Origin of the sequence: Nocardia vulneris, assembly GCF_001613425.1 — a bacterium.
GTDB classification, from domain to species: Bacteria; Actinomycetota; Actinomycetes; order Mycobacteriales; family Mycobacteriaceae; genus Nocardia; species Nocardia vulneris.
The window spans coordinates 97726-122730 of the sequence record NZ_BDCI01000013.1; the positions used below are offsets into that span (position 1 = coordinate 97726).

General features: G+C 68.3%; 23 protein-coding genes. 19 read left to right on the forward strand and 4 right to left on the reverse strand.

What is annotated here, in order from left to right:
* The first annotated feature begins 76 nt into the window (after positions 1-76).
* From NVU01S_RS15730 to NVU01S_RS15745, 4 genes are all read left to right on the forward strand, one after another.
* The gene (locus tag NVU01S_RS15730; RefSeq protein WP_014987252.1) at positions 77-862 is read left to right on the forward strand and encodes an electron transfer flavoprotein subunit beta/FixA family protein; all 786 of its coding nucleotides are present in this window, start codon (positions 77-79) and stop codon (positions 860-862) included.
* Positions 863-895: 33 nt separating this feature from the next.
* Positions 896-1852 carry an electron transfer flavoprotein subunit alpha/FixB family protein gene (locus NVU01S_RS15735; protein ID WP_014987253.1) on the forward strand — a complete coding sequence of 319 codons (957 nt, stop codon included), beginning with the start codon at positions 896-898 and terminating at the stop codon, positions 1850-1852.
* A gap of 211 nt (positions 1853-2063) precedes the next feature.
* Positions 2064-2561 (forward strand): DUF4365 domain-containing protein, encoded by a 498-nt coding sequence (locus NVU01S_RS15740; protein WP_209444822.1) that lies wholly within the window; start codon positions 2064-2066, stop codon positions 2559-2561.
* Entirely contained in the window at positions 2558-3712 is a 1155-nt protein-coding gene (locus tag NVU01S_RS15745) for a hypothetical protein (protein ID WP_043674081.1), read from the forward strand. Before NVU01S_RS15740 ends, NVU01S_RS15745 begins: the two co-directional genes overlap by 4 nt.
* Before the next feature lie 47 nt (positions 3713-3759).
* Here the strand turns inward: NVU01S_RS15745 and NVU01S_RS15750 are convergent, their stop codons facing one another.
* Entirely contained in the window at positions 3760-4617 is an 858-nt protein-coding gene (locus NVU01S_RS15750; RefSeq protein WP_043673843.1) for a LysR family transcriptional regulator, read from the reverse strand.
* A 111-nt stretch (positions 4618-4728) separates the two neighbouring features.
* Between NVU01S_RS15750 and NVU01S_RS15755 the strand changes: the two genes are divergently transcribed.
* From NVU01S_RS15755 to NVU01S_RS15765, 3 genes are all read left to right on the forward strand, one after another.
* Positions 4729-6021, forward strand: a complete 1293-nt coding sequence (locus tag NVU01S_RS15755; protein WP_082032142.1) for an NAD(P)/FAD-dependent oxidoreductase — start codon at positions 4729-4731, stop codon at positions 6019-6021.
* A 267-nt stretch (positions 6022-6288) separates the two neighbouring features.
* Complete coding sequence (locus tag NVU01S_RS15760) at positions 6289-7164, forward strand: GNAT family N-acetyltransferase (protein ID WP_052280812.1); 876 nt, start codon at positions 6289-6291, stop codon at positions 7162-7164.
* On the forward strand, positions 7161-8198 hold the full coding sequence (locus NVU01S_RS15765; RefSeq protein ID WP_043673841.1) for a lysophospholipid acyltransferase family protein: 1038 nt from the start codon (positions 7161-7163) through the stop codon (positions 8196-8198). Before NVU01S_RS15760 ends, NVU01S_RS15765 begins: the two co-directional genes overlap by 4 nt.
* Positions 8199-8281: 83 nt before the next feature.
* Here the strand turns inward: NVU01S_RS15765 and NVU01S_RS15770 are convergent, their stop codons facing one another.
* A complete protein-coding gene (locus tag NVU01S_RS15770; protein ID WP_043673838.1) occupies positions 8282-9472 on the reverse strand; it encodes a PucR family transcriptional regulator in 1191 nt (396 codons plus the stop codon).
* Positions 9473-9889: 417 nt separating this feature from the next.
* Between NVU01S_RS15770 and NVU01S_RS15775 the strand changes: the two genes are divergently transcribed.
* The 7 genes from NVU01S_RS15775 to NVU01S_RS15805 all read left to right on the forward strand — a co-directional run bounded on the left by NVU01S_RS15775 (position 9890) and on the right by NVU01S_RS15805 (position 19087).
* Positions 9890-11299, forward strand: coding sequence for a lipase family protein (locus NVU01S_RS15775; protein ID WP_043673836.1), 1410 nt, complete (start codon positions 9890-9892; stop codon positions 11297-11299).
* Positions 11300-11444: 145 nt separating this feature from the next.
* Positions 11445-12674, forward strand: a complete 1230-nt coding sequence (locus tag NVU01S_RS15780) for a cysteine desulfurase family protein (protein WP_043673833.1) — start codon at positions 11445-11447, stop codon at positions 12672-12674.
* Entirely contained in the window at positions 12674-13795 is a 1122-nt protein-coding gene (mnmA, locus tag NVU01S_RS15785; RefSeq protein ID WP_043673831.1) for a tRNA 2-thiouridine(34) synthase MnmA, read from the forward strand. Before NVU01S_RS15780 ends, mnmA begins: the two co-directional genes overlap by 1 nt.
* Before the next feature lie 115 nt (positions 13796-13910).
* Positions 13911-15014, forward strand: a complete 1104-nt coding sequence (locus NVU01S_RS15790; RefSeq protein WP_244467334.1) for a methionine synthase — start codon at positions 13911-13913, stop codon at positions 15012-15014.
* Positions 15015-15094: 80 nt separating this feature from the next.
* The gene (gene ligA, locus NVU01S_RS15795; protein WP_244467330.1) at positions 15095-17224 is read left to right on the forward strand and encodes an NAD-dependent DNA ligase LigA; all 2130 of its coding nucleotides are present in this window, start codon (positions 15095-15097) and stop codon (positions 17222-17224) included.
* 109 nt (positions 17225-17333) lie between these two features.
* Positions 17334-18029, forward strand: coding sequence for an SDR family NAD(P)-dependent oxidoreductase (locus tag NVU01S_RS15800; protein WP_043673828.1), 696 nt, complete (start codon positions 17334-17336; stop codon positions 18027-18029).
* Positions 18026-19087 (forward strand): S-adenosylmethionine:tRNA ribosyltransferase-isomerase, encoded by a 1062-nt coding sequence (locus NVU01S_RS15805; RefSeq protein WP_052280811.1) that lies wholly within the window; start codon positions 18026-18028, stop codon positions 19085-19087. Before NVU01S_RS15800 ends, NVU01S_RS15805 begins: the two co-directional genes overlap by 4 nt.
* Here the strand turns inward: NVU01S_RS15805 and NVU01S_RS15810 are convergent.
* Positions 19074-19421 carry a hypothetical protein gene (locus tag NVU01S_RS15810; RefSeq protein WP_043673826.1) on the reverse strand — a complete coding sequence of 116 codons (348 nt, stop codon included), beginning with the start codon at positions 19419-19421 and terminating at the stop codon, positions 19074-19076. The genes NVU01S_RS15805 and NVU01S_RS15810 overlap by 14 nt on opposite strands.
* A gap of 248 nt (positions 19422-19669) precedes the next feature.
* Here NVU01S_RS15810 and NVU01S_RS15815 point away from each other — a divergent pair, with 248 nt between their 5' ends.
* Genes NVU01S_RS15815 through NVU01S_RS15825 form a run of 3 tightly spaced genes read left to right on the forward strand, consistent with a single transcriptional unit; the run spans position 19670 to position 21877 of the window.
* Positions 19670-20914, forward strand: a complete 1245-nt coding sequence (locus tag NVU01S_RS15815) for an AAA family ATPase (RefSeq protein ID WP_043673823.1) — start codon at positions 19670-19672, stop codon at positions 20912-20914.
* Positions 20915-20951: 37 nt separating this feature from the next.
* Positions 20952-21296, forward strand: a complete 345-nt coding sequence (locus NVU01S_RS15820; protein WP_043673820.1) for a hypothetical protein — start codon at positions 20952-20954, stop codon at positions 21294-21296.
* 53 nt (positions 21297-21349) lie between these two features.
* Positions 21350-21877 (forward strand): GNAT family N-acetyltransferase, encoded by a 528-nt coding sequence (locus NVU01S_RS15825; RefSeq protein ID WP_052280810.1) that lies wholly within the window; start codon positions 21350-21352, stop codon positions 21875-21877.
* A gap of 73 nt (positions 21878-21950) precedes the next feature.
* On the opposite strand, the gene NVU01S_RS15830 is transcribed toward NVU01S_RS15825, so the two are convergent.
* Complete coding sequence (locus NVU01S_RS15830) at positions 21951-22601, reverse strand: ACT domain-containing protein (RefSeq protein WP_014987212.1); 651 nt, start codon at positions 22599-22601, stop codon at positions 21951-21953.
* Between the two features lie 396 nt (positions 22602-22997).
* On the opposite strand from NVU01S_RS15830, the gene gatC reads away from it, so the two are divergent.
* Entirely contained in the window at positions 22998-23297 is a 300-nt protein-coding gene (gene gatC / locus NVU01S_RS15835) for an Asp-tRNA(Asn)/Glu-tRNA(Gln) amidotransferase subunit GatC (RefSeq protein WP_014987211.1), read from the forward strand.
* Entirely contained in the window at positions 23294-24766 is a 1473-nt protein-coding gene (gatA, locus tag NVU01S_RS15840) for an Asp-tRNA(Asn)/Glu-tRNA(Gln) amidotransferase subunit GatA (protein ID WP_043673817.1), read from the forward strand. The genes gatC and gatA overlap by 4 nt, the downstream gene beginning before the upstream one ends.
* The last annotated feature ends 239 nt before the right edge of the window (positions 24767-25005 follow it).

Genomic DNA, 25005 nt, shown 5'->3' on the forward strand with positions numbered 1-25005 from the left:
ACTCACACGGACGTACGGCTCCCCGCTCGTGCGACCACCCACACGTGTAACCAGAACAGGAGGTCGACGAAGACCGATGCCGAACATCGTCGTACTCATCAAGCAGGTTCCCGACACCTGGTCCGAGCGCAAGCTGACCGATGGTGACTTCACCCTCGATCGCGAAGCCGCCGACGCCGTCCTCGACGAGATCAACGAGCGCGCCGTCGAAGAAGCGCTGCTGATCAAGGAAGCTCAGGGCGGTGAGGTCACCGTGCTGGCCGCCGGTCCCGATCGCGCGACCGAGGCCATCCGCAAGGCGCTGTCCATGGGCGCCGACAAGGCCATCCACATCAACGACCCGGCGATCCACGGCTCCGACGCCGTGCAGACCGCGTGGGTGCTGGCGAGCGCGCTCGGCCAGGTCGAGGGTGTCGAGCTGGTCATCGCGGGCAACGAGGCGACCGACGGTCGCGCGGGCGCCGTGCCGGCCATCATCGCCGAGTACCTGGGCCTGCCGCAGCTGACGCATCTGCGCAAGCTCACCGTCGACGGTGACAAGATCACCGGCGAGCGCGAGACCGACGACGGCGTGTTCAAGCTGGAGGCCACCCTCCCGGCGATCGTCAGCGTCACCGAGAAGATCAACGAGCCGCGCTTCCCGTCCTTCAAGGGCATCATGGCCGCGAAGAAGAAGGAAGTGCAGACCTTCACGCTGGCCGACCTGGGCGTCGACCCGTCGACCGTGGGCGTCGCGAACGCCGGCAGCGCGGTCAGCGCGGCCACACCGAAGCCGCCGCGCACCGCGGGCGAGAAGATCGCGGACGAGGGCGACGGCGGCACCAAGATCGCCCAGTACCTCGTCGGTCAGAAGATCATCTGATTTCGCGCCGAGACTGCTTAGGAGAGAACACAAATGGCTGAAGTACTTGTGCTCATCGAGCACGCGGACGGTGCGATCAAGAAGGTCAGCACCGAGCTCCTGACCGCCGCCCGCAACCTGGGCACCCCGGCCGCCGTGGTGCTGGGCACCGCGGGCACCGGCGAGAAGCTGGCCGACGCGCTGGCCGCGGCGGGCGCCGAGAAGATCTACATCGCCGAGTCCGACGACGTGGACAACTTCCTGGTCACCCCGAAGGTCGACGTGCTCGCCGGCCTGACCGAGCAGGCCTCGCCTGCCGCCGTCATCGTCGCCGCCTCGGCCGAGGGCAAGGAGGTGTCGGGCCGCCTCGCCGCGCGCATCGGCTCCGGCCTGCTGGTCGACGTGATCGACGTGAAGTCCGACGGCACCGCCGTGCACTCCATCTTCGGTGGCGCGTTCACCGTCGACGCCAAGGCCACCGGCGACGTGCCGGTGATCTCGGTGCGCCCGGGCGCCATCGAGGCGTCCGCGCAGGCCGGCGCCGGTGAGAAGGTCACCGTCGACGTGCCCGCGCAGGAAGACGGCGTGACCAAGGTGACCTCCCGGGAGCCGGTCGTCGCCGGTGACCGTCCGGAGCTCACCGAGGCGACCATCGTCGTCTCCGGTGGCCGTGGTGTCGGTTCCGCCGACAACTTCTCGGTGGTCGAGGCGCTGGCCGACTCGCTGGGTGCCGCCGTCGGCGCCTCGCGTGCCGCGGTCGACTCCGGCTACTACCCGGGCCAGTTCCAGGTGGGCCAGACCGGTAAGACGGTCTCGCCGCAGCTCTACATCGCGCTCGGCATCTCCGGTGCCATCCAGCACCGGGCCGGCATGCAGACCTCGAAGACCATCGTCGCGGTCAACAAGGACGAAGAGGCCCCGATCTTCGAGATCGCGGACTACGGCATCGTCGGCGACCTGTTCAACGTGGCACCGCAGCTGACCGAGGCGGTCAAGACCCACAAGGGCTGATCCCGGCCGACCAAAAGTAGTGGCCCCGACTGAAATTCAGTCGGGGCCACCTCTTTCGTTGCAGTGCAATCGGGTGACGTGAGCAGCTAGAGTTTGCGAAACATACGCGCTCTGCAAGCCCGAAGGGGACGCCGGGAGGGGTGGCATGGTAGAAGGCGGTGAAAGTCTCGGAGCCCAGTCTGCGTCGTTGAGTCTGGATGGTGGCTTGCCGATGACCGCGCGGCAGGAACAATTCAGCCTGGCGTTTGTTCGCATGGTGGCTGCAGCGGCTGGCTGCTCGATCAAGAGCCATGAGACGGATTACGACGGCGTCGACATCACGATTGTCGCGTCTGCGGAGTACACGAGGTACTACTGCCCAGAGTTCGAGATGCAGCTCAAGTGCACGACACAGAGTCGGTTGCTAGAGGCTGATCACCTGGCGTGGACACTGAAACGTGATCGGTTTCTCAAGCTGGTGAGCCCCAAACGGTTTGCACCGGCGCTGCTCGGAGTGCTGCTCATACCCGAGAATCCTGACCAGCTACTCGATCTTTCCGAAGCGGGTTTGACCAGCTCGAGCCGTATGTACTGGGAACATGCGAAGAAGCTTGGCGAGATCGAGGATGGTAAGGCCAGCAAGACAGTGCACCTGCCCAGGTGCAACCTGTTTGACGTGGGCAGTCTTCAGGGCATCATGCAGGTAATCGGCGAAGGAGGTCAGTGGTGAAGAAAGCTCCGCTCGACGCTCTGTCTGAGGTCGCGTCCTCGTTGTCGCCGCCGGCCGTCTCACAGTATCTGGCTAGTCATGACTGGCAGCTGGAAGCTCGTGACGACGACGTAAAGGAAATCTGGCGCCTGCCAGGAAAAGATGGCCTTCAAGGCCGGGTCATGGTGCCTCTGGCTACTGACTATGTCGACTTTCCCGTGCGTTTTCGTGACACTCTCCAGGCGCTTGCCACGATCTACGACTGGGATCTCCGGCAATTAGCCGAACGCATCGTTGCGGCGCGTGCCGATCTCTTCTTTGTCCGGCTTGATCAAGAAATGACCGATGGGACGATCCCATTTCGTCAGGCAGAGACGACGTTGGAGGCGCTGTTCACGATGTTGAGGGCCGCCGCGACGACTGCTGATGATCCGACGCATTCGCACCGTGGTAGGAGATCGGCAACGGTCACCGACTTCCTCGAAGAGGACATCCGCCTCGGACACACAAAACGCGGTAGCTTCGTGTTCACCGTAGTAACTCGGCTGGGCGATGTCGTGCCGTCGCATGGGGACGGATCTTCGGCTGTGCCTTTTCCTCGTAAGGTGATGACAACGTTGGCTACAGGTCTGCAGTCGACTCGGCAGCTAGCCCTCGATTGGGACGAGCGCGCTCTGGACAAGGCTGGGCAGCTGGGGCTGAGTGCCAGTCTGGTCGAGTCGGTCCTGGAAATGACTCAGCCGGAAACGCTACGTGCGCTTGATTTGTCGTTCGATTGGGCGGCAACGATGCCGCCACCTGAAATCAGTGCCTCGCGGATCATTGTCGATCGCAATGCAATGGCTGGTTTGCCGCGGGTGCGCGAACGGCTTGTCAGGCGTGAGGAACCGCCACGCTACGTGACACTGCTCGGTACTGTGCGCACGCTCAATCGGGACGACCTTGGCGACGAGGATCAAGAAGCCACAAGCATTGTGCTTTCCACACATGTGGACGGTCGACCACGAAAGGTTCACGTACCACTGGCTGGTGAGGAATACGTATGGGCGATCCGTGCGCACCAGAGTAAGCAACCCATCGTGGTATCAGGTGACTTGATCTTCGAACGCGGTGTTTGGCGGCTCACTGGTGCAATCAGTGTGGACTCGAGCTTTGTCGATCGCCGGACCTGAGTTCGCCTGCCGAGAAGTGGTGGGTGCACCGCGGTAGGCGTATCGGTTCAGTTGCGGTGCAATCCGGCGAGCAAGGTGGTGAGGATCGGGGAGCGGCGCACGTCGCTGCGCAGCACCGCCGAGACCGGGATGCGCAGTTTCTGTTCGGCCAGTTTCAGTACGACCAGCCCCTCGGTGGAACTCTCCGCGTAGAGGACGGTCCACGCGTCGGGCCGGTTGATCAATTCGAGCGTCGCGGTGTGGTCGGGCGGGATCGGCGGGCCGAAGGTGGGACCGGTGGGCAGCTCGGCGAACGCGGACCGAATCACGGTGTGCAACAGCACCTGTTCCTGTTCCGGCGGCAGCAGCAGGGGATAGCGGCTCAGGTCGGACAGCGTCACCGTTTCCCGGGTGGCGAGCGGATGCGCGCTAGAGGTCGCGATCACCAGATCCTCCACCCACAGCTGCTCCACCTCCAGTCCCGGCTGATCGACGCTGCCGCGGATGAGCGCGAGGTCGCAGTCGCCGTCCGCGACCGCGGTGATCCGCTGCCGGAACGGTTTGATCACGAACTCGATCTCGGCCTCCGGGTGCGTCGCTCGCGCGCCGGCGATGGCGGACAGCGATCTGGTCGCGAAGGACATGTTCGCGGCGAGCCGGATGCGCGGGCCCACCGTGCGCACCGCCGCCCGGATCGCCGATTCCAGGCTCAGCATCTGTTTCGCAAGGGGAAGTAGCCGTGCGGTGGCGTCGGTGGGTACCACTGATCTTGTAGAGCGTTCGAACAGTTGCACGCCGAGGTCGCGCTCGAGCCGGGAGATCTGATGGCTGATCGCGGACTGTGAGATAAAGCACCGTGCGGCCGCTCCGCTGAAGCTGAGCTCCTCGCAGACAGCGACGAAGTAGGTGAGCTGCCGTAGTTCCACAGCGCCTCCGATTAATGACGGATCGAGATAAGAGTCATCTGCATTATGCGCCCTGACACCTGAAATATCTCGCTTCCGGATGACGGTTGGTAATGAGAGAAGGAGGCTGTCATGCAGTACGTGGATGCGGGAATCGAGACCGCGGGTGTTGTCATCGTCGGATCGGGATTCGGCGGGCTGTCCGCCGCCAAGCAACTTGCCAAGTCGGGTATCGATTACGTGCTGATCTCCAGCACGCCGGAGCACCTGTTCCAACCGTTGTTGTACCAGGTAGCGACCGGTGTGCTGGCATCGGAGGAGATCGCCCCGCCGATCGCGGGCATTCTGCGCCGGCACCGCGAGGCCGACGTGCGCCTCGGCAAGGTGGTCGCCATCGACCCGGACAGGGCGATCGTCACTTATGAGCAGGACGGCACGCAGCACCGGATCCGCTACGGTTCGCTGATCGCCGCCACCGGTGCCAGCCAGTCCTATTTCGGCCGCGACGATTTCGCCGAGAAGACCTTCTCGCTCAAGACCATCGATGACGCGAAACTGCTGCGCGCGCAGATCCAGCGGGTGTTCGCCGAGGCCGCGGGCGCCGACGAGGAGACCAGGCGCAGGCTGCTGAGCTTCGTCGTGGTCGGCGCGGGCGCCACCGGCGTCGAGGTCGCGGGTCAGCTCAAAGAACTGGCGAAACGGTATTACCACCAAGAGGTTTCGGTGACGCTGGTCGAGGGCGCGGGCGAGGTGCTGCCCCCGTTCGGCGGCGGACTCTCGGAGTACGCGAAGAAGTCGTTGACCCGCTCGGGCGTCGAGGTGCTGCTCGGCACCTTCGTCACCGATATCGAGCACGGCAAGGTCACCGTCAAGGACAAGACCGGGGTCGAGCACGGCATCGCGGCCGAGACGGTCGTCTGGTCGGCGGGCGTACAGGCGGGCGGCTTCGCGAAGATCCTGGCCGAGGCCACCGGCGTGGCGACCGACCGCGCGGGCCGGCTGCTGATCAATCCGGACCTCACCGTCGGCGGCTACGCCGATATCTACGCGATCGGCGATATGACCTCGCTCAACGGCTACCCGGGACAGTCGCCGGTGGCCATGCAGGAGGGCAGGCACGCCGCCGACATCATCCGCCGCAAGAAGCCGGCCGGGACCGCGTTCAAGTACTGGGACAAGGGCAGCATGGCGGTGATCAGCCGGTTCAGCGCGGTCACCAAGCTCACCGACAAGATCACCTTCCGGGGCGTGCTCGCCTGGTTCGTGTGGCTCGCGGTGCACCTGTTCTATCTCGTCGGCTTCCGTAACCGGTTCGCCGCCGTCGCCTCCTGGCTGGTTGCCTTCATCGGCACCGGCCGTCCCGGTTTCGCCGAGGTGGACAAGGCGCAGCGACCGGTCGGCGCCGAGGAACGCACCGCCGCTTGACAGTTCGCGGCGCACACCGCCCGAACACGACGTGAAGTCGCATCGCGCCACTCGCGGTGCGACTTCGTGCTGTTCGCGCCGCGTTCGAATGGTGTTCACGGACAACGCTTCCGACGGCTGAAAGCCTTGTTTTCGGCGCGCGGGCGCGAACGCGGTGCGACGCCGGGATGAACGCACGGTGTGATCCGCATCTCGTTCACCGAACCGGCATCGCGGGGACACTTCGAGGTTGCTCCAGCGCAGCTTCAGCCTGGCTTCATCACGGATATGACAGCATCGCTCAGCGATTCGATCAGGGGTGGCGACCGGGCGAAGGGCGCGATCACGTCGGTGTTGGCCGCTCCGGCCCGCTCGACGGACACCGGGGAACAACGAGCACGGTACTCGCTGGTTGTTTCCTCCGACACCGAGCACCGCATCGCGGCGCAGCGGCTACGTTACGGCGTCTTCGCGAACGAGCCCGGTTTCCGGATTCCCGACAACGGCACCGGACTGGACGCCGACCGGTTCGACGACCACTGCGACCACATGCTGGTGCGCGACGATCTGACCGAGGAGTTCGTCGGCTGCTACCGCATGCTCCCGCCGGACCAGGTCGCCGCCGCGGGCGGGTACTACACGGCCACGGAATTCGAACTGTCCCAACTGGATCCGACCGGACGGCGGATCGTGGAGATGGGCCGGGCCTGCGTCGTGCCGGAGCACCGCAACGGTTCGGTGCTCACCCTGATGTGGGCGGGCATCCTGCACTACATCCAGCTCACCGGCTACGACTGGGTGATGGGCTGCGCGTCCGTGCCGATGCAGGACACGCCTGCCGACGCGCCCGGCGTGAACGTCCGCGGCGTACGTGACCTGCTGCTCGGCCGGCATGCCTGCGATCCCGAGCGCCGGGTGCGGCCGTATCGTCCGGTCGTGGTCGACGGTCAGACCCTCGATGAGATGACCCCGCCCGCGCGACCCAAGCTGCCGCCGCTGCTGCGCGGCTATCTGCGCCTGGGCGCGGAGATCTGCGGCGAGCCCGCGCACGATCCGGACTTCGCGGTCGCCGACTTCGTCGTGCTGCTCGGGCTGGACACGATCAACACCCGCTACCTCGAGCGGTTGCAGGGCGCAGCCGCCAATTTCGACGGAGGACGGTGAGCGACATGGTGTTCGACGCACCACCCGCCGAAGCGAAGGCGCACTCGTGGATGCCGTCGAGCCCGTGCGGGCCCGGCTGCATCGAGCCGATCGATGCGGTCGGCACCGGGCGCGTGCTCGGCAGGTTACTCGGCGTGGCCGGGCTGCTGATCAGCTTCCCGATGGTGAATCTGGTTACCCCGCAGGGCAAACGAGAACATCTCCAGCGCGGCTACGCGCGAACCCTGTTGAGTTGTCTCGGTATGGAATTGCGAATAGTCGACCGGCGGGTCGACACGAACGGGCGCGGCGCTGTCGATGAGGGCAGCACCGCGCCCGTTGCGTATGGCGAGCGAGGCGCCGGGGTCATGGTCGTGGCCGGACATATCGGCTGGACCGATATCGTCGCGCTGGCCGCGGTACAGCCGCTGGGCTTCGTCGCCCGCGCCGACATGGTCGACTGGCCGGTGCTCGGCAAACTCGCCACGCTGATGCGCGTCATCCCGATCGAGCGGGAAAAGCTGCGTGCGCTGCCCGGGGTGGTCGCGCAGATCGGCGCCCGGCTCGCGGCGGGCGAGCGGATCGCGGTGTTCCCGGAGGGCACCACCTGGTGTGGCCGCGCATACGGCAGCATGCGACCCGCGCTGTTCCAGGCCGCGGTAGACACCGGGACCGCGGTGCAGCCGGTGCGGCTGCGCTACCTGGATCGGCACGGAAAGCAGTGCACGGTACCGGGATTCGTGGGCGAGGACACCTTCGCGTCGTCGGCCAAGCGGGTGCTCCGCTCGCGCGGCATGGTCGCCGAGGTGGTGCTCGAGCCGCTGCAGCAGCCGGGCACCGACCGGCGGGATCTGGCGCGGCGGTGCGCGGCCGCAGTGCGCGGCACGGAGCTGTCGCGGCACGGCGAGTTCGACGCCACGGTCTGGATCGAGGCCGGATCGACCCGGGTCCAGGACCCGTCCGTCGCCTCGGACGCACCCGAGGTACGCAGGCCGGTGCGCCGGCTTCCGCTGCTGCGCGGTCGTGCGCGCCGGACGGAAGCGGTCGCCGGATAGCTCGACCTATCGACGGGAGCGGCAGGGAAAACCCTTGCCGCTCTTCGTCGTTCTACGCGGCCGGTCTGGTGCGTAGCGAGCGACTATGGGGTGCCGAGTGATTCGGCGATGCGGGCGGCCATGAGCGTCGCGATGCCCGACGGGCGTTGCGGATCGAGTCCGGTGAGCTCGGCGACCCGGTTCAGCCGGTAGGTGATCGTGTTGCGGTGCACGAACATCTCGCGGGCCACCGCATTCTGGTTGAAGTCGCGATCGATGAACAGGCCGAGGGTTTCGCGCAGCACCGGCTGATCCGCGAGCGGTTCGAGCAGGCCGACCAGGGCGGTCCTGGCCGGTTTCGCCGTCGCGACCAGGTATTCGAACATCATCGCCTGCCGGCGGCAGACCAACTCGGGCCAGCGGGTGCTCCGCGCGACCTCGGCCACGGCCTGCGCTTCCGCGTAGGCGGCGGGGATATCGGCGTGGTGCACCGCCGCCGCGACGCCGATCCACAACTGCGGCTGCCCGGCCGAGATCGCGGTGAGTTGCGCCGCCAGCGCGGCGACCGCGGCGTCTTCCTCGACGGCGGTGTCGTACGGGATGAGCGCGGTCCAGCCGCCGCCGTCACGGCGCAGGAAGGCGCCGGGCATGCCGTGAAAGGTGTTGCGCAGCAAAGTGACCGAGCCGGGGCTCGGGTCGCCCAGGCGCACGACCGCGATCAGGAACGCGGGCGCGATCGCGATGTCCTGGCCGGTCGCCCACTCGACCGGATCGCGCCCGTTGAGCAAGGCGTCGGCGATCTCCCGGTGCCGTTCGATGATGTCCCAGCGGGGTTGGCGGATGTCCTCGACCACCGCGGCGGCGATCCGGGTGGTGATCAGGCCCAGATAGTCGTTGAGCTGAAAGGGCAACGCCGCGGGCAGCGGCGCCTGCTGCTCGGCCGACCACTGCTGCATCAGCTGCGACCACAGGAACGACACACCCAGGCGATAGTTGGTCATCGCTTCGGTGAGTTCCATGCCCTGCCGGACGAGACCCACCGCCCGATCCACGAGCGGTTGCGTCTCGGCTTCGGACGGCTCGACGCCGGTACGCGCGAACTCGAAGAACAGGTCGACGTTCAGTTCCGCGCCGGGCCGGAAGTCCGCGTCCATCAGGGTGGGCGACAACTGGTCGTACGGCGCGGCTCCGACGGTGAATTCGCTGATCAAGGCGGCGGCGAGAGCGTGCAGGCGGGCGAGTACCGCATCGGGCGCGGTCGTGTTCTCGGCGTCCTCACGGTGCGGCACCGGCATTCACCCCTACTTCGGCAGAGTCGGAAACGTGCTGCTCGAATCATCACATCCGGGCGCGTGGCGGCCGCTGCGCAGCGTCGGCGGTGTCGGCCACGAAAGATCCGGCTGATCTCACCTGCACCGATTGTGCACAGTGGCGAGTGCCGGTCGCCCTTTTTCGGCGGGGTGCCGATTGACGAGGCAAACCGCGTGGTTTGGAATTGATGGAGTACGACACAAGCGCATAGCGAATGTGGGGCTACTCATAGTGATACATTGCACCGCATTGCAGGAGTCGAGGTGAGGGACTCGCTGTATTCGTGGAGATCCGTGTTCGGCGCGTGATCGAACGGAACAGCGTCGAGTCGGCAATCTCGGCGGATCTTTCGCCATAACACTGATCGTTTCGTCGTGTGATCTCTCGTCGAGGAGTGCGCCATGCGTGTCGTCGGATTGCGGTACCTGTTGCGCCGGTGGTCGACCGTGCCGTTCGTGGTGTTGTGTGCGGTCAGCCTGGTGGCCACCGCCGGGACGGTGGCGGCCGAACCGGTGCCCGTGCAGCCGGTGCTGCCGTTTCCCATCCCGCCGACGCCGCCGGAATTCGACCCGGCGTTCTATGAGCCGGACCCGGCCGTCGTGGCGGCCAAGAAGCCCGGCGAGATCATCGCGGCGCGCGAGGTCCACGTCTCGCTCTATTCGGTGCTGCCGTACAACGTCGACGCCTGGCAGTTGTCGTTCCGTTCCACCAACACCAGGGACGAACCGATCGCGGCGGTTACCACCGTGGTCAAACCTCGCGGCAACAACAACGGTGTGCCGCGCAATCTGCTGTCCTATCAATTCGCCCCCGACTCCAGCGCGAAATACTGTTCACCGTCCTACGTGCTGCAATTGGCCTCGGTGCCGCCGAATATCACCGGGGCACTGAATATTCCGGTCGAGTTCATCAACGCGATCACCACGGTCGGGCTGGGCTGGGCTCTGAACATGCCCGATTACGACGGCCCCGACATGGCCTTCGGCGCGGGTCCGCTCAATGCGCGGATCACGCTGGACAGCATCCGCGCCGCGGAGAACTTCGATCTGCTCGGACTCGAAGGGGCCGCCACCAAAGTGGGTCTGCTCGGCTACTCCGGCGGTGCTATCGCTACCGGTCACGCGGCCGAACTCAAGGCGTCCTATGCACCGGAACTCAATGTCGTCGGTTCGGCGATGGGCGGCATCCCCGCCGACCTGGTCCGGATGATCAAGCTGGCCAGCAACAATGCCGGCTCCGGCCTGCTGCTGTCGGGCATGCTGTCCGCCGCGCGCGAATATCCGGACCTGGCACAGTATTACGACCAGCACATGAACGGCTTCGGTAAAGCGATGGCGGCGGTGAAGGCCCCGTTCTGCCTGTGGTCGGCCGCGGTGCTGCCGTTCGTGAACCTGCCGGGCCTGTTCGACAGCCCGGACGTGTTCAGCGATCCGGTGCCCGCCGCGGTGTTCGAGAAGCTGCGGATGGGTCACTCGACTCCTGATATGCCGGTCTTCATGTTCCAGGCCAATCCCGACTGGATCGTGCCGGTCGGCCCGGTCAACGACCTCTACGCGCACTACTGCGAGGACCCGAACGCCCGCGTCGAATACATGCGCGACAACTTCAGCGAGCACTTCTCCTTGCTGGCGATCGCGTGGGCGAAGGAGACCACCTGGCTGAAGGACCGCTTCGACGGGGTGCCGGTGCAGCAGGGCTGCGTCTTCAACGACGTCGGATCGATGGCGCTGGACCCGGCGACCTGGCCCGAATGGCTGCGCAAGGTCGCCACCTTCGTCCCCGCGGTCTTCCAGTACCCGATCGGGAACTGACCCGGCCGCCGACCCGCGTGGGGAGACACGCCTGCCGGGAATAGCCGAACACCGTCACCGGGTTCTGGTTGGTGGGTGAGTCGTAGCTCACTGGGGGGACACCCCGCAGATACGCAGGTCAACGCTGGGATAGGCTTTCTAGGTCATGATGGCGGGTTTTTCGGGTCCGGAGCACAGTGCGGCGCCCCAGACGGTCTACCTCGATCATGCGGCCACCACGCCGATGGTGCCTGCCGCCATCGAGGCGATGACGGCTGCGCTCGGGCTGGTGGGGAACGCGTCGTCGCTGCACGGCTCGGGCCGTGCCGCCCGCCGCACGCTGGAGGAGGCGCGCGAATCGATCGCCGCCGATCTGGGCGCCCGGCCCTCGGAGGTCATCTTCACCTCCGGTGGTACCGAGAGCGACAACCTGGCGGTCAAGGGCATCTACTGGGCCCGCCGCGACGCCGAGCCGCGCCGGACCCGGATCATTGCGAGTTCGATCGAGCATCACGCGGTGATCGACGCCGTCGAGTGGCTGGAACAGCACGAAGGCGCGCGGGTGACCTGGCTGCCGGTGGACGCCGAGGGCGTGGTCTCGCCGCGCACACTGCGCGCCGCGCTCGCCGCCGACCCCGGCGACGTCGCGCTCGTCACCGTGATGTGGGCGAACAACGAGGTCGGCAGCATCCAGCCGATCGGCGAATTGGCCTCCGTGGCACAGGAATTCGGCGTACCCATGCACAGCGACGCGGTGCAGGCCGCGGCGCAGCTGCCGATCGATTTCGCCGCGAGCAACCTCTCGGCGGCGAGCTTCGCCGGGCACAAGGTCGGCGGCCCGCACGGCATCGGCGTGCTGCTGCTGGGCCGGGAGGTGCCCTGTGTGCCACTGCTGCACGGCGGCGGGCACGAGCGCGACCTGCGTTCCGGGACCTCCGATATCGCCGCCGCGGTCGGCCTGGCCACCGCACTGCGCCATACCGTGCGCGAATTGCCCACGCGCACCGCGGAACTGACCACCCTGCGGGACGGTCTGATCGACGGCGTCCAGGCCATCGAGCCGGACGCGGTGCTCAACGGCGCCCCCGGCGAGCGGCGGCTGCCCGGCAACGCGCACTTCACTTTCCCCGGCTGCGAAGGTGATTCGCTGCTGATGCTGCTCGACGCGGCGGGGGTGGAATGCTCGACCGGCTCGGCGTGCACCGCCGGTGTCGCGTCGCCGAGTCACGTGCTGATCGCCATGGGCGTCGAACCGTGGCAGGCCCGCGGCTCGTTGCGATTCTCGTTGGGGCACACCTCGACCCGCGCCGAGGTGGACCGATTGTTGGAGGTGCTGCCCCAGGTGGTGCAGCGGGCCAGGGCCGCGGGTCTGGCCGGTGCGAAGGGAGGTGTTTGATGCGGGTACTCGCCGCGATGAGTGGTGGTGTCGATTCGGCAGTGGCGGCGGCGCGTGCGGTCGACGCGGGTCACGAGGTGGTCGGCGTGCATCTGGCACTGTCCGCGACGCCCGGCACGCTGCGGACCGGCTCGCGGGGTTGCTGCTCGAAGGAGGACGCGGGCGATGCCCGGCGTGCCGCCGACGTGCTCGGCATCCCGTTCTACGTCTGGGATTTCGCGGATCGCTTCAAGGAAGACGTGATCGACGATTTCGTCGCCGCCTACGCGGCGGGGGAGACGCCGAACCCGTGCCTGCGCTGCAACGAGAAGATCAAGTTCTCGGCGCTGGCCGACCGCGCGGTGGCGCTCGGCTTCGACGCCGTGGTCACCGGGCACTACGCGCGCCTCGACGACGGTGTGCTGCGCCGCGCCGTGGACGCCGACAAGGACCAGTCCTACGTGCTCGCCGTGCTGAACGCCGAGCAGCTCTCGCGCGCCATGTTCCCGGTGGGCGACACCCCGAAGCCGCGAATCCGCGAGGAGGCCGCCGAGCGCGGGCTGGCCGTCGCGAACAAGCCCGACTCCCATGACATCTGCTTCATTCCCTCCGGCGACACCCGCGCCTTCCTCGGCGCGAAGATCGGCATCCGGCCCGGCGCGGTGGTCGACGCCGACGGGCAGGTGCTCGGCGAACACGAGGGCGTGCACGGGTTCACGATCGGCCAGCGCAAGGGACTCGGCCTGCCGGGCCCGGCGGCCGACGGCAAGCCGCGCTACGTGACGGGCATCGACCCCGATTCCGGCACCGTCCGGGTCGGCTCGGCCGAGGACCTCCAGGTGTGGACCGTCGACGCCGAGCGCGCCATCTGGACCTCGGGTACCGCGCCCGCGGGGCCGATCGAGTGCGTCGCGCAGGTGCGCGCGCACGGTGGCACCGCGCCCGCGATCGCCGAGGCCGTCGGCACCGGGCTCACAGTGCGTTTGCGCGCGCCGCTGACCGGTGTCGCCCGCGGTCAGGCGGTCGTCCTGTACCGCCCGGACGAGCAGGGTGACGAAGTGCTCGGCAGCGGCACCATTTCCGGTACCGGTGGAGCGGACAGCACCGCCGCGAACAGCGAAGCCGCCTCCGCGACACGATGATTCGCGCCGCGGCGGCGGTATCGTGCCGCCGCGGTATCGATGTCCGCGGCGTTTCGTGGAATTCGCTGGGCGCGCACAATGATCGGAGCGCATCGGGGACCGGTGTGCGCACATGATGATCGACCGACGGAAACGGGCAACGGTGTATCAGGACGGCATGGGCGAGGGACGCGACAGCGAAGCCGACGGCGAGCCCGCGGCTCGCCCCCTCTTGCGCGGCGGTATCGCGACGGGCGTCGGTTCGTGGCCGGGCACCGACCCGCGGGAAGCCGCCGCGACCATCCTCGGCGAGCTGCCGGAGCTACCGCACCTGGCGGAGCTGCCGGGGCGGGGCGCAGGCGCAGATCTGATCGGGCGCATGTCGGCTCTGCTGGTGGACATGCGCTTCGACACCACAACCCGCGGTTACCGGCTCGCGCCGCGGCCGGGTGCGCTGTCCAGGCGGGCCCGCGACCTGCTGCGCGCCGACCTAGACGCGCTCGAAGAGGTCTGGGAGACAACGGGTTCGAGTGGGCCGATCAAGTTACAGGTCGCGGGTCCGCTGACGCTGGCGGCGCAGGTGGAACTGCCGCACGGGCACCTGGTGCTCACCGATTCCGGTGCGCTGCGCGATCTTTCGGAGTCGCTGGCCGAGGGGCTGCGCGAGCACGTCGCGGAGGTGCGTAAACGGCTCGGCGCGCAAGTGCTGCTGCAAGTGGACGAACCGTCGTTGACGGCGGTGCTCGACGGATCGCTGCGCGGTGTCAGCGTGCTGGACACGGTGCGCGCCATGCCGGAACCCGAAGCGCTCGCCACGCTCGACTCCGTGCTCGCGGCGCAGTCCGCGCCGGTGCTGCTGCACAGCTGTGCCGCCCCGCCCGCGCTCGGCTTCCTGCGCCGAACCAGCGCGGCCGCAATCGGATTCGATCTGGCCACGATCGGCACGAAGGAACTCGACCCGGTGGGCGAGCTGCTCGACGCCGGCAAACATCTGGTACTCGGTGCGGTGCCCACCACCCCCGCCCCCGTCATGCCGGGCTGGCGCGCGCTCGCCGAACCCGGTGTCCGCCTGGTCGATCGGCTCGGCTTCCCCCGCTCGACCCTGGCGACCCAGATCCTGATCAGCCCGGCGTGCGGCCTGGGTAACGCACCACTGACCTGGGCCCGCCAGGCCCTGAGCCGCGCCGCCGAGGTCGCGCGCGCCTACGCGGAGGACCCGGAGTCCCTCACCTTCGAGTGAGGTGCGGGGCGCCGACGCGGGGCCGCGACGTGCGCGAACACTGCCGTGAGATGTCGGTGGCCTCGGCTAATGTGCGTTGGGTGAGTGACAGCAGTGCGGTGGACAACGACACGAACGCACCCGCCCCGGCGACGGCCGAGCAACGCGTGCAGTGGCAGCAGCTGGCGGACGAGGTGCGCGAGCATCAGTTCCGCTACTACGTGCGCGACTCGCCGATCATCACCGACGGCGAATTCGACACGCTGCTGCGCCGCCTGCAGGCCATGGAGGAGCAGCACCCTGACCTGCTCACTCCGGATTCGCCGACCCAGTTGGTCGGCGGCGGGTTCGCGACCGACTTCACCGCGGTCGACCACCTGGAGCGGATGCTGTCGCTGGACAACGTGTTCGACTTCGACGAGCTGCGCACCTGGGCGAGCCGCGTCGAGGCCGAGACCGGGCCCGATCTGCACTATCTGTGCGAGGTGAAGATCGATGGCGTCGCACTGAACCTGGTGTACGAGAACGGGCGGCTGGTGCGCGGGGCGACCCGCGGTGACGGGCGCACGGGCGAGGACGTCACGCTCAACGCGCGCACCATCGAGGACATCCCGGGCGAGCTGACGCCCAGCGCCGAGTTCCCGATCCCGGCCTTGCTCGAGGTGCGCGGCGAGGCGTACATGCGGCTCGAGGACTTCGAGACGCTCAACGCGGCCATCGTGGCCGAGGGCAAACCGCCGTACGCGAATCCGCGCAACACCGCGGCCGGCTCGCTGCGGCAGAAGGACCCGGCGGTCACCGCACGCCGCCGGCTGCGGATGATCTGCCACGGCTTCGGCCGCATCGAGGGCTATGCTCCGGCTTCGCAGCACGAGGCCTATCGGGCGCTGGCGGCCTGGGGCCTGCCGGTGTCCGAGCACACCAAGCTGGTGCAGGGCATCGACGCCGTCATCGAACGCGTCGCGTACTGGGGCGAGCATCGCCACGATATCGAGCACGAGATCGACGGGCAGGTCGTCAAGATCGACGAGATGGCCCTGCAGCGCAGGCTCGGGTCCACCTCGCGCGCGCCACGCTGGGCGATCGCCTACAAGTATCCGCCGGAGGAGGCGACGACCAAGCTGCTGAACATCGAGGTGAACGTCGGCCGCACCGGCCGGGTCACCCCGTTCGCGGTGATGGAGCCGGTGTCCATCGCGGGATCGACGGTCTCGATGGCCACGCTGCACAACGCGTCGGAGGTCGAACGCAAGGGCGTGCTGATCGGCGACACGGTCACCATCCGCAAGGCGGGCGACGTGATTCCCGAGGTGCTGGGTCCGGTGGTGGACGCGCGCACCGGCGCGGAGCGCGCATTCGTGATGCCGACGCACTGCCCGGCCTGCGGCACCGAATTGGCCCCGCAGAAGGAGGGCGACGCCGATATCCGCTGCCCGAACCAGCAGTTCTGTCCCGCCCAGCTGCGTGAGCGGGTGTTCCACGTGGCGGGTCGCGGCGCGTTCGATATCGAGTCGCTCGGGTACGAGGCGGCGAACGATCTGCTGAAGTCGGGGGTGATCACCGACGAGGGTGATCTGTTCGACCTCGATGAATCCCGCTTGCTGGCCACCACGCTGTTCGCCAACAAGGACGGCGGGTTGTCCGCGAACGGCCGCCGCCTCCTGGACAACCTGGACGCGGCCAAGAGCCGGCCGCTGTGGCGGGTGCTGGTGGCGTTGTCGATCCGGCACGTCGGGCCCACCGCCGCACGGGTATTGGCGCGGGAGTTCGGCAGTCTCGACCGGATCCAGGACGCCTCGGCCGAGGAGCTGGCCGCCGCCGACGGGGTCGGGCCCACCATCGCGGCGGCGGTCGCGGAATGGTTCACCGTCGAATGGCATCGCGCGATCGTCGGCAAGTGGCGCGCCGCGGGCGTGCGGATGGCCGACGAGCGCGACGAGTCCATTGAGCGCACGCTCGAAGGGCTCTCCATCGTCGTCACCGGCTCGCTGGACGGGTTCTCCCGCGACGGCGCGAAGGAGGCCATTCTGGTGCGTGGCGGCAAGGCGGCGGGTTCGGTGTCGAAGAAGACCGCGTTCGTGGTGATCGGTGATGCGCCGGGCTCGAAGGCGGCCAAGGCGGAGGAACTCGGGGTGCCGATCCTCGACGAGGACGGGTTCCGGTTGCTGCTGGAGGCGGGGCCGGACGCGGTGACGCCGCAGTCCGAAACCGAGTCCGAACCGGAAGAGTAAGCAGGACAGCCGGTTTCGGCCGGGCGCGAAGTGCGCGCCGCCGCACCCTTGACCTGAACCTATCTCGAGGTATGAGGATCAACTGGTAGGGCACTACCAGGAGGTCATCATGGCTCGTCGTACCGCACTGATCACCGGCGCCTCCGCCGGATTCGGCCGGGCGCTCGCACACGCGCTCGCGCATCGGGGCTGGCGGGTGATCGGGACGGCCCGGGACGCCGAACGGCTCGCCTGGGTAGCCGCGGAGCTCGGGGCCGCCTTCGTCGCCGTCCCTGGCGATGTGACCGACCCGGCGCACCGTGCGGAACTGGCCGAAGTAGCCAGTGGTGCAGGAGAACTCGCGCTGGTGGTGAACAACGCGAGCGCACTCGGACCGAGCCCGCTGGTCCGCCTCGCCGACTATCCGCTCGACGAACTAGAGCTGGTGTACCGGACCAATGTCGTCGCGCCGCTCGCCGTGGTGCAGTTCGCGCTGCCGCTGCTGGCGGCGGACGGCAGCGTGGTGAACCTCAGTTCGGACGCCGCGCTCGAACCGTATCCGGAATGGGGCGGCTACGGTTCGTCGAAGGCGGCGCTCGACCAGCTCACCGCGATTCTGGGCGCCGAGCACCCGCAATTGTCGATCTACGCGTTCGATCCGGGCGATATGCGGACTGCGATGCACCAGGCGGCCTTCCCTGGTGACGACATCTCCGACCGTCCCGAACCCGAGACCGTGGTCCCGGCGCTGCTGCGACTGCTCGACGAGAAACCCAAGAACGGGCGCTACGCCGCCGCCGATTTCGCGGTAGGGCACCGGTCATGACCCTCCTCGTCGACCGGCCGCGTTTCGTTCTTCCGCCCGAACGGAACGCGGTTGCCCCGCCGGAGGCGCGCGGCCTGGCCCGGGACGAAGTGCGGCTGCTCGTCGCCGGGGCGGGACTCACGCACGCTCGGTTCCGCGAATTGCCACGGCAGCTGCGGCCCGGTGACCTTGTGGTGGTGAACAATTCGGCGGCGCTGGCCGCCGCGGTGGACGGCAGGCTCGACGATCGGCCGATGGCGCTGCACTTCGCGAGCTGGCTGGACGACGGCGGCTGGGTGGTCGAGGTGCGCACCACCGCCCGCACGCCCTTTCCGGCGGAAGAGCTTTCGGCGGGCGCGGTGATCAGGCTGCCGGACGGCGTGCGCGCCACGCTGCGGTCGCCGTGGTTGGCGGGCGGTCGCCGGCTCTGGGTGGCCGACCTCACCGCCGACCCGCGACAGCTGTTCGCGGTGTACGGCTACCCGATCACCTATTCGTATGTGCCGCAGCGATGGTCGCCGTCCTACTACGAAACGGTGTTCGGCCGGGTGCCGGGCAGCGCGGAGATGCCCAGCGCGGCAAGGCCGTTCACCGAGCGACTGGTGCTGGACCTGGTCGCGGCCGGTGTCGGTCTCGCGCCGATCACCCTGCACACCGGCGTCTCGTCACCGGAGGCGGGGGAGCCGCCCAGTCCGGAGCGGCTCACCGTCCCGGCCTCGACCGCGCGCCGGGTGAACGACACGAAGGCGGCGGGCGGGCGCGTCATCGCGGTCGGCACCACGGTGACCCGGGCGCTCGAAACCGCCGGTGACGCCGCGGGTGTCGTGCATCCGGTGCACGGCTGGACCGAGCTGGTCCTGGGCGCGGGGCGGCCCGCCCGCGTCGTGGACGGGCTGATCACCGGCTGGCACGCGCCGGGCGCTTCCCACCTGGACCTGCTGGTCGCGGTGGCGGGGGAGGCCACGGTCCACGCGGCCTACGCGGCGGCACTGGAGACGGGATACCTGTGGCACGAGTTCGGCGACAGCGCCCTGCTGCTGGGCGGCGCGGACGACCGGGCCCCGGCTAGTTCTGGGTGACGGAGACGGTGGCGCTTTCCTGGGTCGTGATATCGAAACGTCCACACGTGCCGTTGGTCAGTTCGAGTCGCTGGGTGACCGCCTTCCCCCGCAGCTTCGGGAAGGTGGCCTCGGCGACCACGTCGGCTCCCGGCATCGAGCACACCTTCGCGATCGTCTGGGTGCGGTAGCTGGTCGTGCCGGTCACGCACGCGGGCTCGGCATTGGCGAAGAAGATGCGCGCGGTGCCGTCGCTACACGTGTCGGCGGCCGCGTGCGGCGCGACGACCGCGATCGACCCGAGGGCGAGCGCGGCGGCGACGGAGCTTCGGACAACAAGGCGACGAACCGTCATACCTGATCACTACCCATCGGTTTCGAGCGTTTTCTGCGTATCGGCCGCGGGGTGCCGCAGCGTCCAGCATGCTAACCCGGCACCAGGGGGTTTGTCGGGCGATCAGGGCAGGTCGCGTGGTCGGTCGAGGGATGCACAGGCCGCCGAGCTGCATATATGCGCAATAGCTATGACTTTGTGGGATGCGCGTCCGCGGCTGCCGCGGCCCTGCTGTCGCGGTGTCGGCCGCCGGACGACAGGATGGCGGGATGCTGCGCAGTTTTCAGGTGACCAATCACAGATCGCTGGCCGAGGAGCAGGAGTTGCGGCTCACCAAGGGGAGTGGGCCGGTGGCGGTACCGGTCACCGCGATCCACGGCACCGCGGCCGCGGGCAAGACCAACCTGATCGACGCGCTCGCGCAGATGCGCGACGCGGTGCTGCATTCGGTCACCGGGTGGGATCCCTACGCCGGCCCGGTGCGCACGCCGCATCTCGGATTCGCGGACCGCCCTTCGGAATTCGTGGCGAGCTTCGTCGCCGAGGGCGTGCCCTACACCTACGGCTTCCGCCTGGACAACGCCGACGTGACGGCCGAGTGGCTCTACACCCAGCCGCGTTCGCGCAAGCGAATCGTGTTCGAGCGCAACGGCGAACAGATCAAGATCGGGCCGATGTTCGAGGCGGCGCGCTACGGCATCGCGGCGCTGGTGCCGCTGGTGCGCCCGAATGCCTTGCTGCTCAGCCTGGCCGGGCAGATGTACGCGGACGCGCTGGTGCCCGCCTATCGCTGGTTCGAGTCCATGCTCGAGGTCCAGCTCGGCCCGGCCGACACCGCCGCCGTCGCGCACCGCCTCGGCGGGCACCTGTCGCGCTCGCCGGAGAACGCCGCGCGGCTGCTGATGCTGCTGCGCACCGCCGAACTCGGGATCACCGATCTGCTGATCGCCGAGCACGATCCGATGTACGCCGACTACCTGCGCGACCTGGATGCCGATATCGCCGCGATCGGCAAACAGATCGAGCTGTGCGCCACCTCGGCGGACTTCGCCGACCGGCTGCTGCGCGAGGGCGGCGTCACGCCGGTGCTGCTCGAACGCGAGCTCACCAACATGAAATCCGCCAGGGACGCGCTGTACGCCCGGATGGTGGCCCGGCGCGGCGTCGGCCTCGGCCTGGTGCACGACGGCATCGACAACCCGTTCGACCTCGCCGACGAATCCACCGCGACGGTCTCGCTGCTGCGCATTTTGCCGACCATGCTGGACGCCCTCGATTCGGGCCGGGTGCTGGCCGTCGACGATATCGGCGCGCAGCTGCCCGCGGAGGAAACCGATCGCCTGATCCAGCTCTTCCAGAACCCCGAAACCAATTCGCGCGGCGCTCAACTCGTCTACACCACCACCAACCGGGCCCTGATCGATCGCGGCAACGGACGTTCGGCGCGCACGCGCAGCGTGGTGTGGCAGGTCCGGCGCACCGATCACGGCACCAGCGAACTCGCCGCGGTGTAGCGCCGGACCGGCGTGGGCGAGGCAATAGCATGGGCACATGCTCGAATTCGGAATGCTGCTGATCATGGTCCTCGCGGTGGCGGGGATGGTCGTGCTCTATCTGCGCGGCCGCGGCGGCTTCCGGGCCACGCCGGCGGAGGCGGGCACGCTCTATGTCACCGGTGTGAGCCCGCGCCCGGACGCCCAGGGCGAGCAGTACGTGACCATCACCGGCAATCTGACCGGGCCGTCGGTGTCTGGCACGGTCGTCTACGGGCGCTTCGCCTGGGACGTCAACGCCTGGCCGTCGATCGGTGATCTCATCGACGTGGTCTATTCGCCGCGCAATCCGCAGAACTGGTCGATCGCACATCCCGGCGCGCGGCCGAGCTTGGGCTCCTGAGCGCGGGCAGGTGTGACGTAGACCGGGTTACGTCGGATGGCACGATGCCAGGTATGGATCCGAACGCTGCCATCGATGCCAAGGACACGCGGTTGGCGATTCGCCCCGCGCGACCGGACGAGTACGCGGCGGTCGGCGAGCTGACCGTCGAGGTGTACGTCGGCGAGGGATTCGTCCGCGCGGGCACCCCGTACGCGGCCGAGCTGGCCGATACCGCGCATCGCGGCGCGTCCGCGGAACTACTGGTGGCCGTGCACGCCGACCGGATCGTCGGCTCGCTCACCGTCGCTCGCCCCGGCACGCCCTACGCCGAGATCGCGCGGCCCGGCGAACTCGAGTTCCGGATGCTGGCCGTGGCCAAGACCGCGCGCGGCCTCGGCGCGGGAACCGCGTTGGTGCGCACCGTGATCGACATCGCGAAGGCGGAAGGCTTTGCGGCAGTGGTGCTCACGACCATGCCCGCGATGGTCGACGCGCGCCGCATCTACGATCGCTACGGCTTCGTTCCCACCCCCGACCGCGACTGGCACACGCCCGCAGGCGAACTCCTGACGGTGCTGCGCTTGGCGCTCGCGCCGTAGATCCCGGGGTCAAGCCCTGTCCCGAAGTCCGGTGCCGCCACGGTGGCATTCGGCCGGATGTCGGGGCCGGCACCTAGCCGAGCACGGTGGCCACGATGCCCGCGAGATAGCCGAGGCGGGCGACCTCCGAAGGGCGGAAGTCTGGGCCGCCGGGGCGCCCGAGCAGCAGCACCTTGCCGGTGTTGCCGAGCGGCGCGGCGGCGAGCTTGGTGTCCATGTCCCGCCAGATCTCGGGCACCCATTCGGATTCCGGATCGAGGATGGCGGGCTTCTCCAACGGCATCCACGGCGCCGAACCCGCTTGTGTCTCAGGCGCACTCGGGCTGCCGACCACCCGGTAGGCGCCCTGCGGCCCCATGTCGATGATGGTGCTCCAGCCGACCCGCAGCACCCGGGGCACGCCGTCGACGAGCACCTGCAACCGGTCGTCCTTGGCGCTGGCCACCTGGTCGATCAGTTCGAGTTCGCGGTGGGTGTCCAGCACGCCCGAGTACGGGCGGATGGAATCGACCCGGACGTCGCCGATCGATTCGGCGGCGGTGATCAACGTGTCGGGCAGCGCGCCCTGGGGCACCTCGACGACGAGGTCGTCGACGGCGAACCCGGCGCCGCGCTCCACCACGTCCAGCGAGAGGATGTCGGCGCCGACAGAGCCGAGGGCGAGCGCGAGCGCACCGAGGCTTCCCGGTCGATCCGGAAGTTGCACGCGGAGCAGGTACGACACGTGCTTTCCTTTCCTTGGGCGGCCGAGGCTCTGAACGGATACCCGGGTCACGCAATACTTACACCCCTGGGGCCGGGTTATCGACCCGAAGTGCGGCCAGTGATGTACGCCACGCGGCGATTTCGTGACAATACGGCGTGTCGAGCTAGTTCGAGAAACCGTGTCGTCCCGCCGCTTCACCAGTTTCAGTTACCCTCGGCGGCCCGATCAGCCTACTGCGCGGCGGTGACACGGAGGACCGGTCGCCGGGGTGCGGGTGTGGGTGGCGTGTGCGGTGGCTAGGCTCGTAGTCCGTACGCTACCCGTGTAGACGATACGAAACGACGTTCGCGCCCCGCCACGAATGCGATACGCGCGAACGAAATTGTTGATACCGAAGCCGAAAGGGGTCCCGCGGTGCCCGCCATCTCCCGTGACGAGGTCGCACACCTCGCCCGGCTGTCCCGGCTCGCGCTGTCCGATGCCGAACTGGATCAGTTCGCCGGGCAGCTGGATTCGATCCTGAGCCACGTGCGGACCATTTCCGAGGTCGCCGCCGCCGACGTCCCGGCCACCGCGTCGCCGAATCCGACGACCAATGTGACCCGTCCCGACGAGGTCGTGCCCTGCCTGACGCCCGAGCAGGCGCTGTCCGGTGCCCCGGCCGCCGAAGAGCAGCGGTTCATGGTTCCGCAGATCCTGGGAGAAGCCGAATGAGCGAGCTGACTGCGCTGTCGGCGGCCGAGCTGGCCGGCAAGATCCACGGTGGCGAGGTGTCCTCCGTCGCGGTCACCCAGGCGCACCTGGACCGGATCGCCGAGGTCGACGGCGAGTACCACGCGTTCCTGCACGTGGCGGGGGAGCAGGCGCTCGAGTCGGCCGCCGCGGTGGACGCCGCGCTCGCCGCGGGCACCGCGCCCGCGTCGCCGCTGGCCGGAGTTCCGTTGGCGCTCAAGGACGTTTTCACCACCACCGACATGCCGACCACCTGCGGGTCGAAGATCCTCGAGGGCTGGGTCGCGCCCTACGACGCGACGCTGACCACGCGGTTGCGCGCGGCGGGCATCCCGATTCTCGGCAAGACCAACATGGACGAGTTCGCGATGGGTTCGTCCACCGAGAACTCGGCCTACGGCCCGACCCGTAATCCCTGGGATACCACCAGGATTCCCGGTGGTTCGGGCGGTGGCTCGGCCGCCGCGCTCGCCGCGTACCAGGCGCCGCTGGCCATCGGCACCGACACCGGCGGTTCCATCCGCCAGCCCGCCGCGGTGACGGCGACCGTCGGCACCAAGCCGACCTACGGCACCGTCTCCCGCTACGGCCTGGTCGCCTGCGCGTCCTCGCTGGACCAGGGCGGGCCCTGCGGCCGGACCGTGCTGGACACCGCGCTGCTGCACGAGGTGATCGCCGGGCACGACCCGCGCGACTCCACCTCGCGCAACGTCCCGGTGCCCCCGGTGGTCGCCGCGGCGCGCGAAGGCGCCAAGGGTGATCTGAGCGGCGTGAAAGTCGGTGTGGTGAAGGAACTGCACTCCGACAGCTACCAGCCGGGCGTGCTCGAATCCTTCGATGCCGCAGTGGCGGTGCTCAAGGAGCTCGGCGCCGAGGTGATCGAGGTGTCCTGCCCGCACTTCGAATACGCCCTGTCCGCCTACTATCTCGTCATGCCCAGCGAGGTGTCCTCGAACCTCGCCCGGTTCGACGCGATGCGCTACGGCTTGCGCGTCGCCGACGACGGGCAGCACAGCGCCGAACAGGTGATGGCCGCGACCCGGGCCGCCGGTTTCGGCCCGGAAGTCAAGCGCCGCATCATGATCGGCACCTACGCGCTGTCGTCCGGGTACTACGACGAGTACTACGGCCAGGCGCTGAAGGTGCGCACGTTGATCGCGCGCGACTTCGACAAGGCCTACGAGCAGGTCGATGTGCTCGTCTCGCCGACCAGCCCGTTCACCCCGTGGAAGCTGGGCGAGAAGGTCGACGACCCGCTGGCCATGTACCTGTCCGACCTGTGCACCCTGCCCACCAACCTGGCCGGGCACCCCGCCATGTCGGTGCCGTCCGGGTTGAGCAAGGACGACGGCATGCCGGTCGGCCTCCAGATCATGGCGCCTGCCCTCGCCGACGACCGGCTCTACCGGGTCGGCGCGGCATACGAAGGTGCGCGCGGACCGATCGCCTGAGCGGTGTTGCCCGGACAGCGAGGAGTTCGCCGTCCGGGCAACATCTTCCGGTCATTCACCGGGGATATTTGCTGATGTGCCACGTCAGCGGGAATCAGCTTCCGACCCGAGTTCGTGCAGTGGGTGGTTCGTCCCGGGCTTGAGGCATGCTCGATCGGTCGCTCGCGGGGGTTCCTGTTGGCGTGGCACGTCAGTAGGGATCTGGGTCCGACCTGAATTCGTGCAGTGGGTGGTTCGTC

Coding starts and splice junctions, on each gene's coding strand:
- NVU01S_RS15770 (WP_043673838.1), bottom strand. CDS start 9,472: ATGCCGGTGCCGCACCGTGAGGACGCCGAGAACACGACCGCGCCCGAT.
- NVU01S_RS15780 (WP_043673833.1), top strand. CDS start 11,445: ATGATGGCGGGTTTTTCGGGTCCGGAGCACAGTGCGGCGCCCCAGACG.
- NVU01S_RS15740 (WP_209444822.1), top strand. CDS start 2,064: ATGACCGCGCGGCAGGAACAATTCAGCCTGGCGTTTGTTCGCATGGTG.
- NVU01S_RS15820 (WP_043673820.1), top strand. CDS start 20,952: ATGCTCGAATTCGGAATGCTGCTGATCATGGTCCTCGCGGTGGCGGGG.
- NVU01S_RS15775 (WP_043673836.1), top strand. CDS start 9,890: ATGCGTGTCGTCGGATTGCGGTACCTGTTGCGCCGGTGGTCGACCGTG.
- NVU01S_RS15735 (WP_014987253.1), top strand. CDS start 896: ATGGCTGAAGTACTTGTGCTCATCGAGCACGCGGACGGTGCGATCAAG.
- mnmA (WP_043673831.1), top strand. CDS start 12,674: ATGCGGGTACTCGCCGCGATGAGTGGTGGTGTCGATTCGGCAGTGGCG.
- NVU01S_RS15810 (WP_043673826.1), bottom strand. CDS start 19,421: ATGACGGTTCGTCGCCTTGTTGTCCGAAGCTCCGTCGCCGCCGCGCTC.
- gatA (WP_043673817.1), top strand. CDS start 23,294: ATGAGCGAGCTGACTGCGCTGTCGGCGGCCGAGCTGGCCGGCAAGATC.
- NVU01S_RS15730 (WP_014987252.1), top strand. CDS start 77: ATGCCGAACATCGTCGTACTCATCAAGCAGGTTCCCGACACCTGGTCC.
- NVU01S_RS15815 (WP_043673823.1), top strand. CDS start 19,670: ATGCTGCGCAGTTTTCAGGTGACCAATCACAGATCGCTGGCCGAGGAG.
- NVU01S_RS15755 (WP_082032142.1), top strand. CDS start 4,729: ATGCAGTACGTGGATGCGGGAATCGAGACCGCGGGTGTTGTCATCGTC.
- NVU01S_RS15790 (WP_244467334.1), top strand. CDS start 13,911: ATGATCGACCGACGGAAACGGGCAACGGTGTATCAGGACGGCATGGGC.
- NVU01S_RS15825 (WP_052280810.1), top strand. CDS start 21,350: ATGGATCCGAACGCTGCCATCGATGCCAAGGACACGCGGTTGGCGATT.
- NVU01S_RS15800 (WP_043673828.1), top strand. CDS start 17,334: ATGGCTCGTCGTACCGCACTGATCACCGGCGCCTCCGCCGGATTCGGC.
- NVU01S_RS15805 (WP_052280811.1), top strand. CDS start 18,026: ATGACCCTCCTCGTCGACCGGCCGCGTTTCGTTCTTCCGCCCGAACGG.
- NVU01S_RS15760 (WP_052280812.1), top strand. CDS start 6,289: ATGACAGCATCGCTCAGCGATTCGATCAGGGGTGGCGACCGGGCGAAG.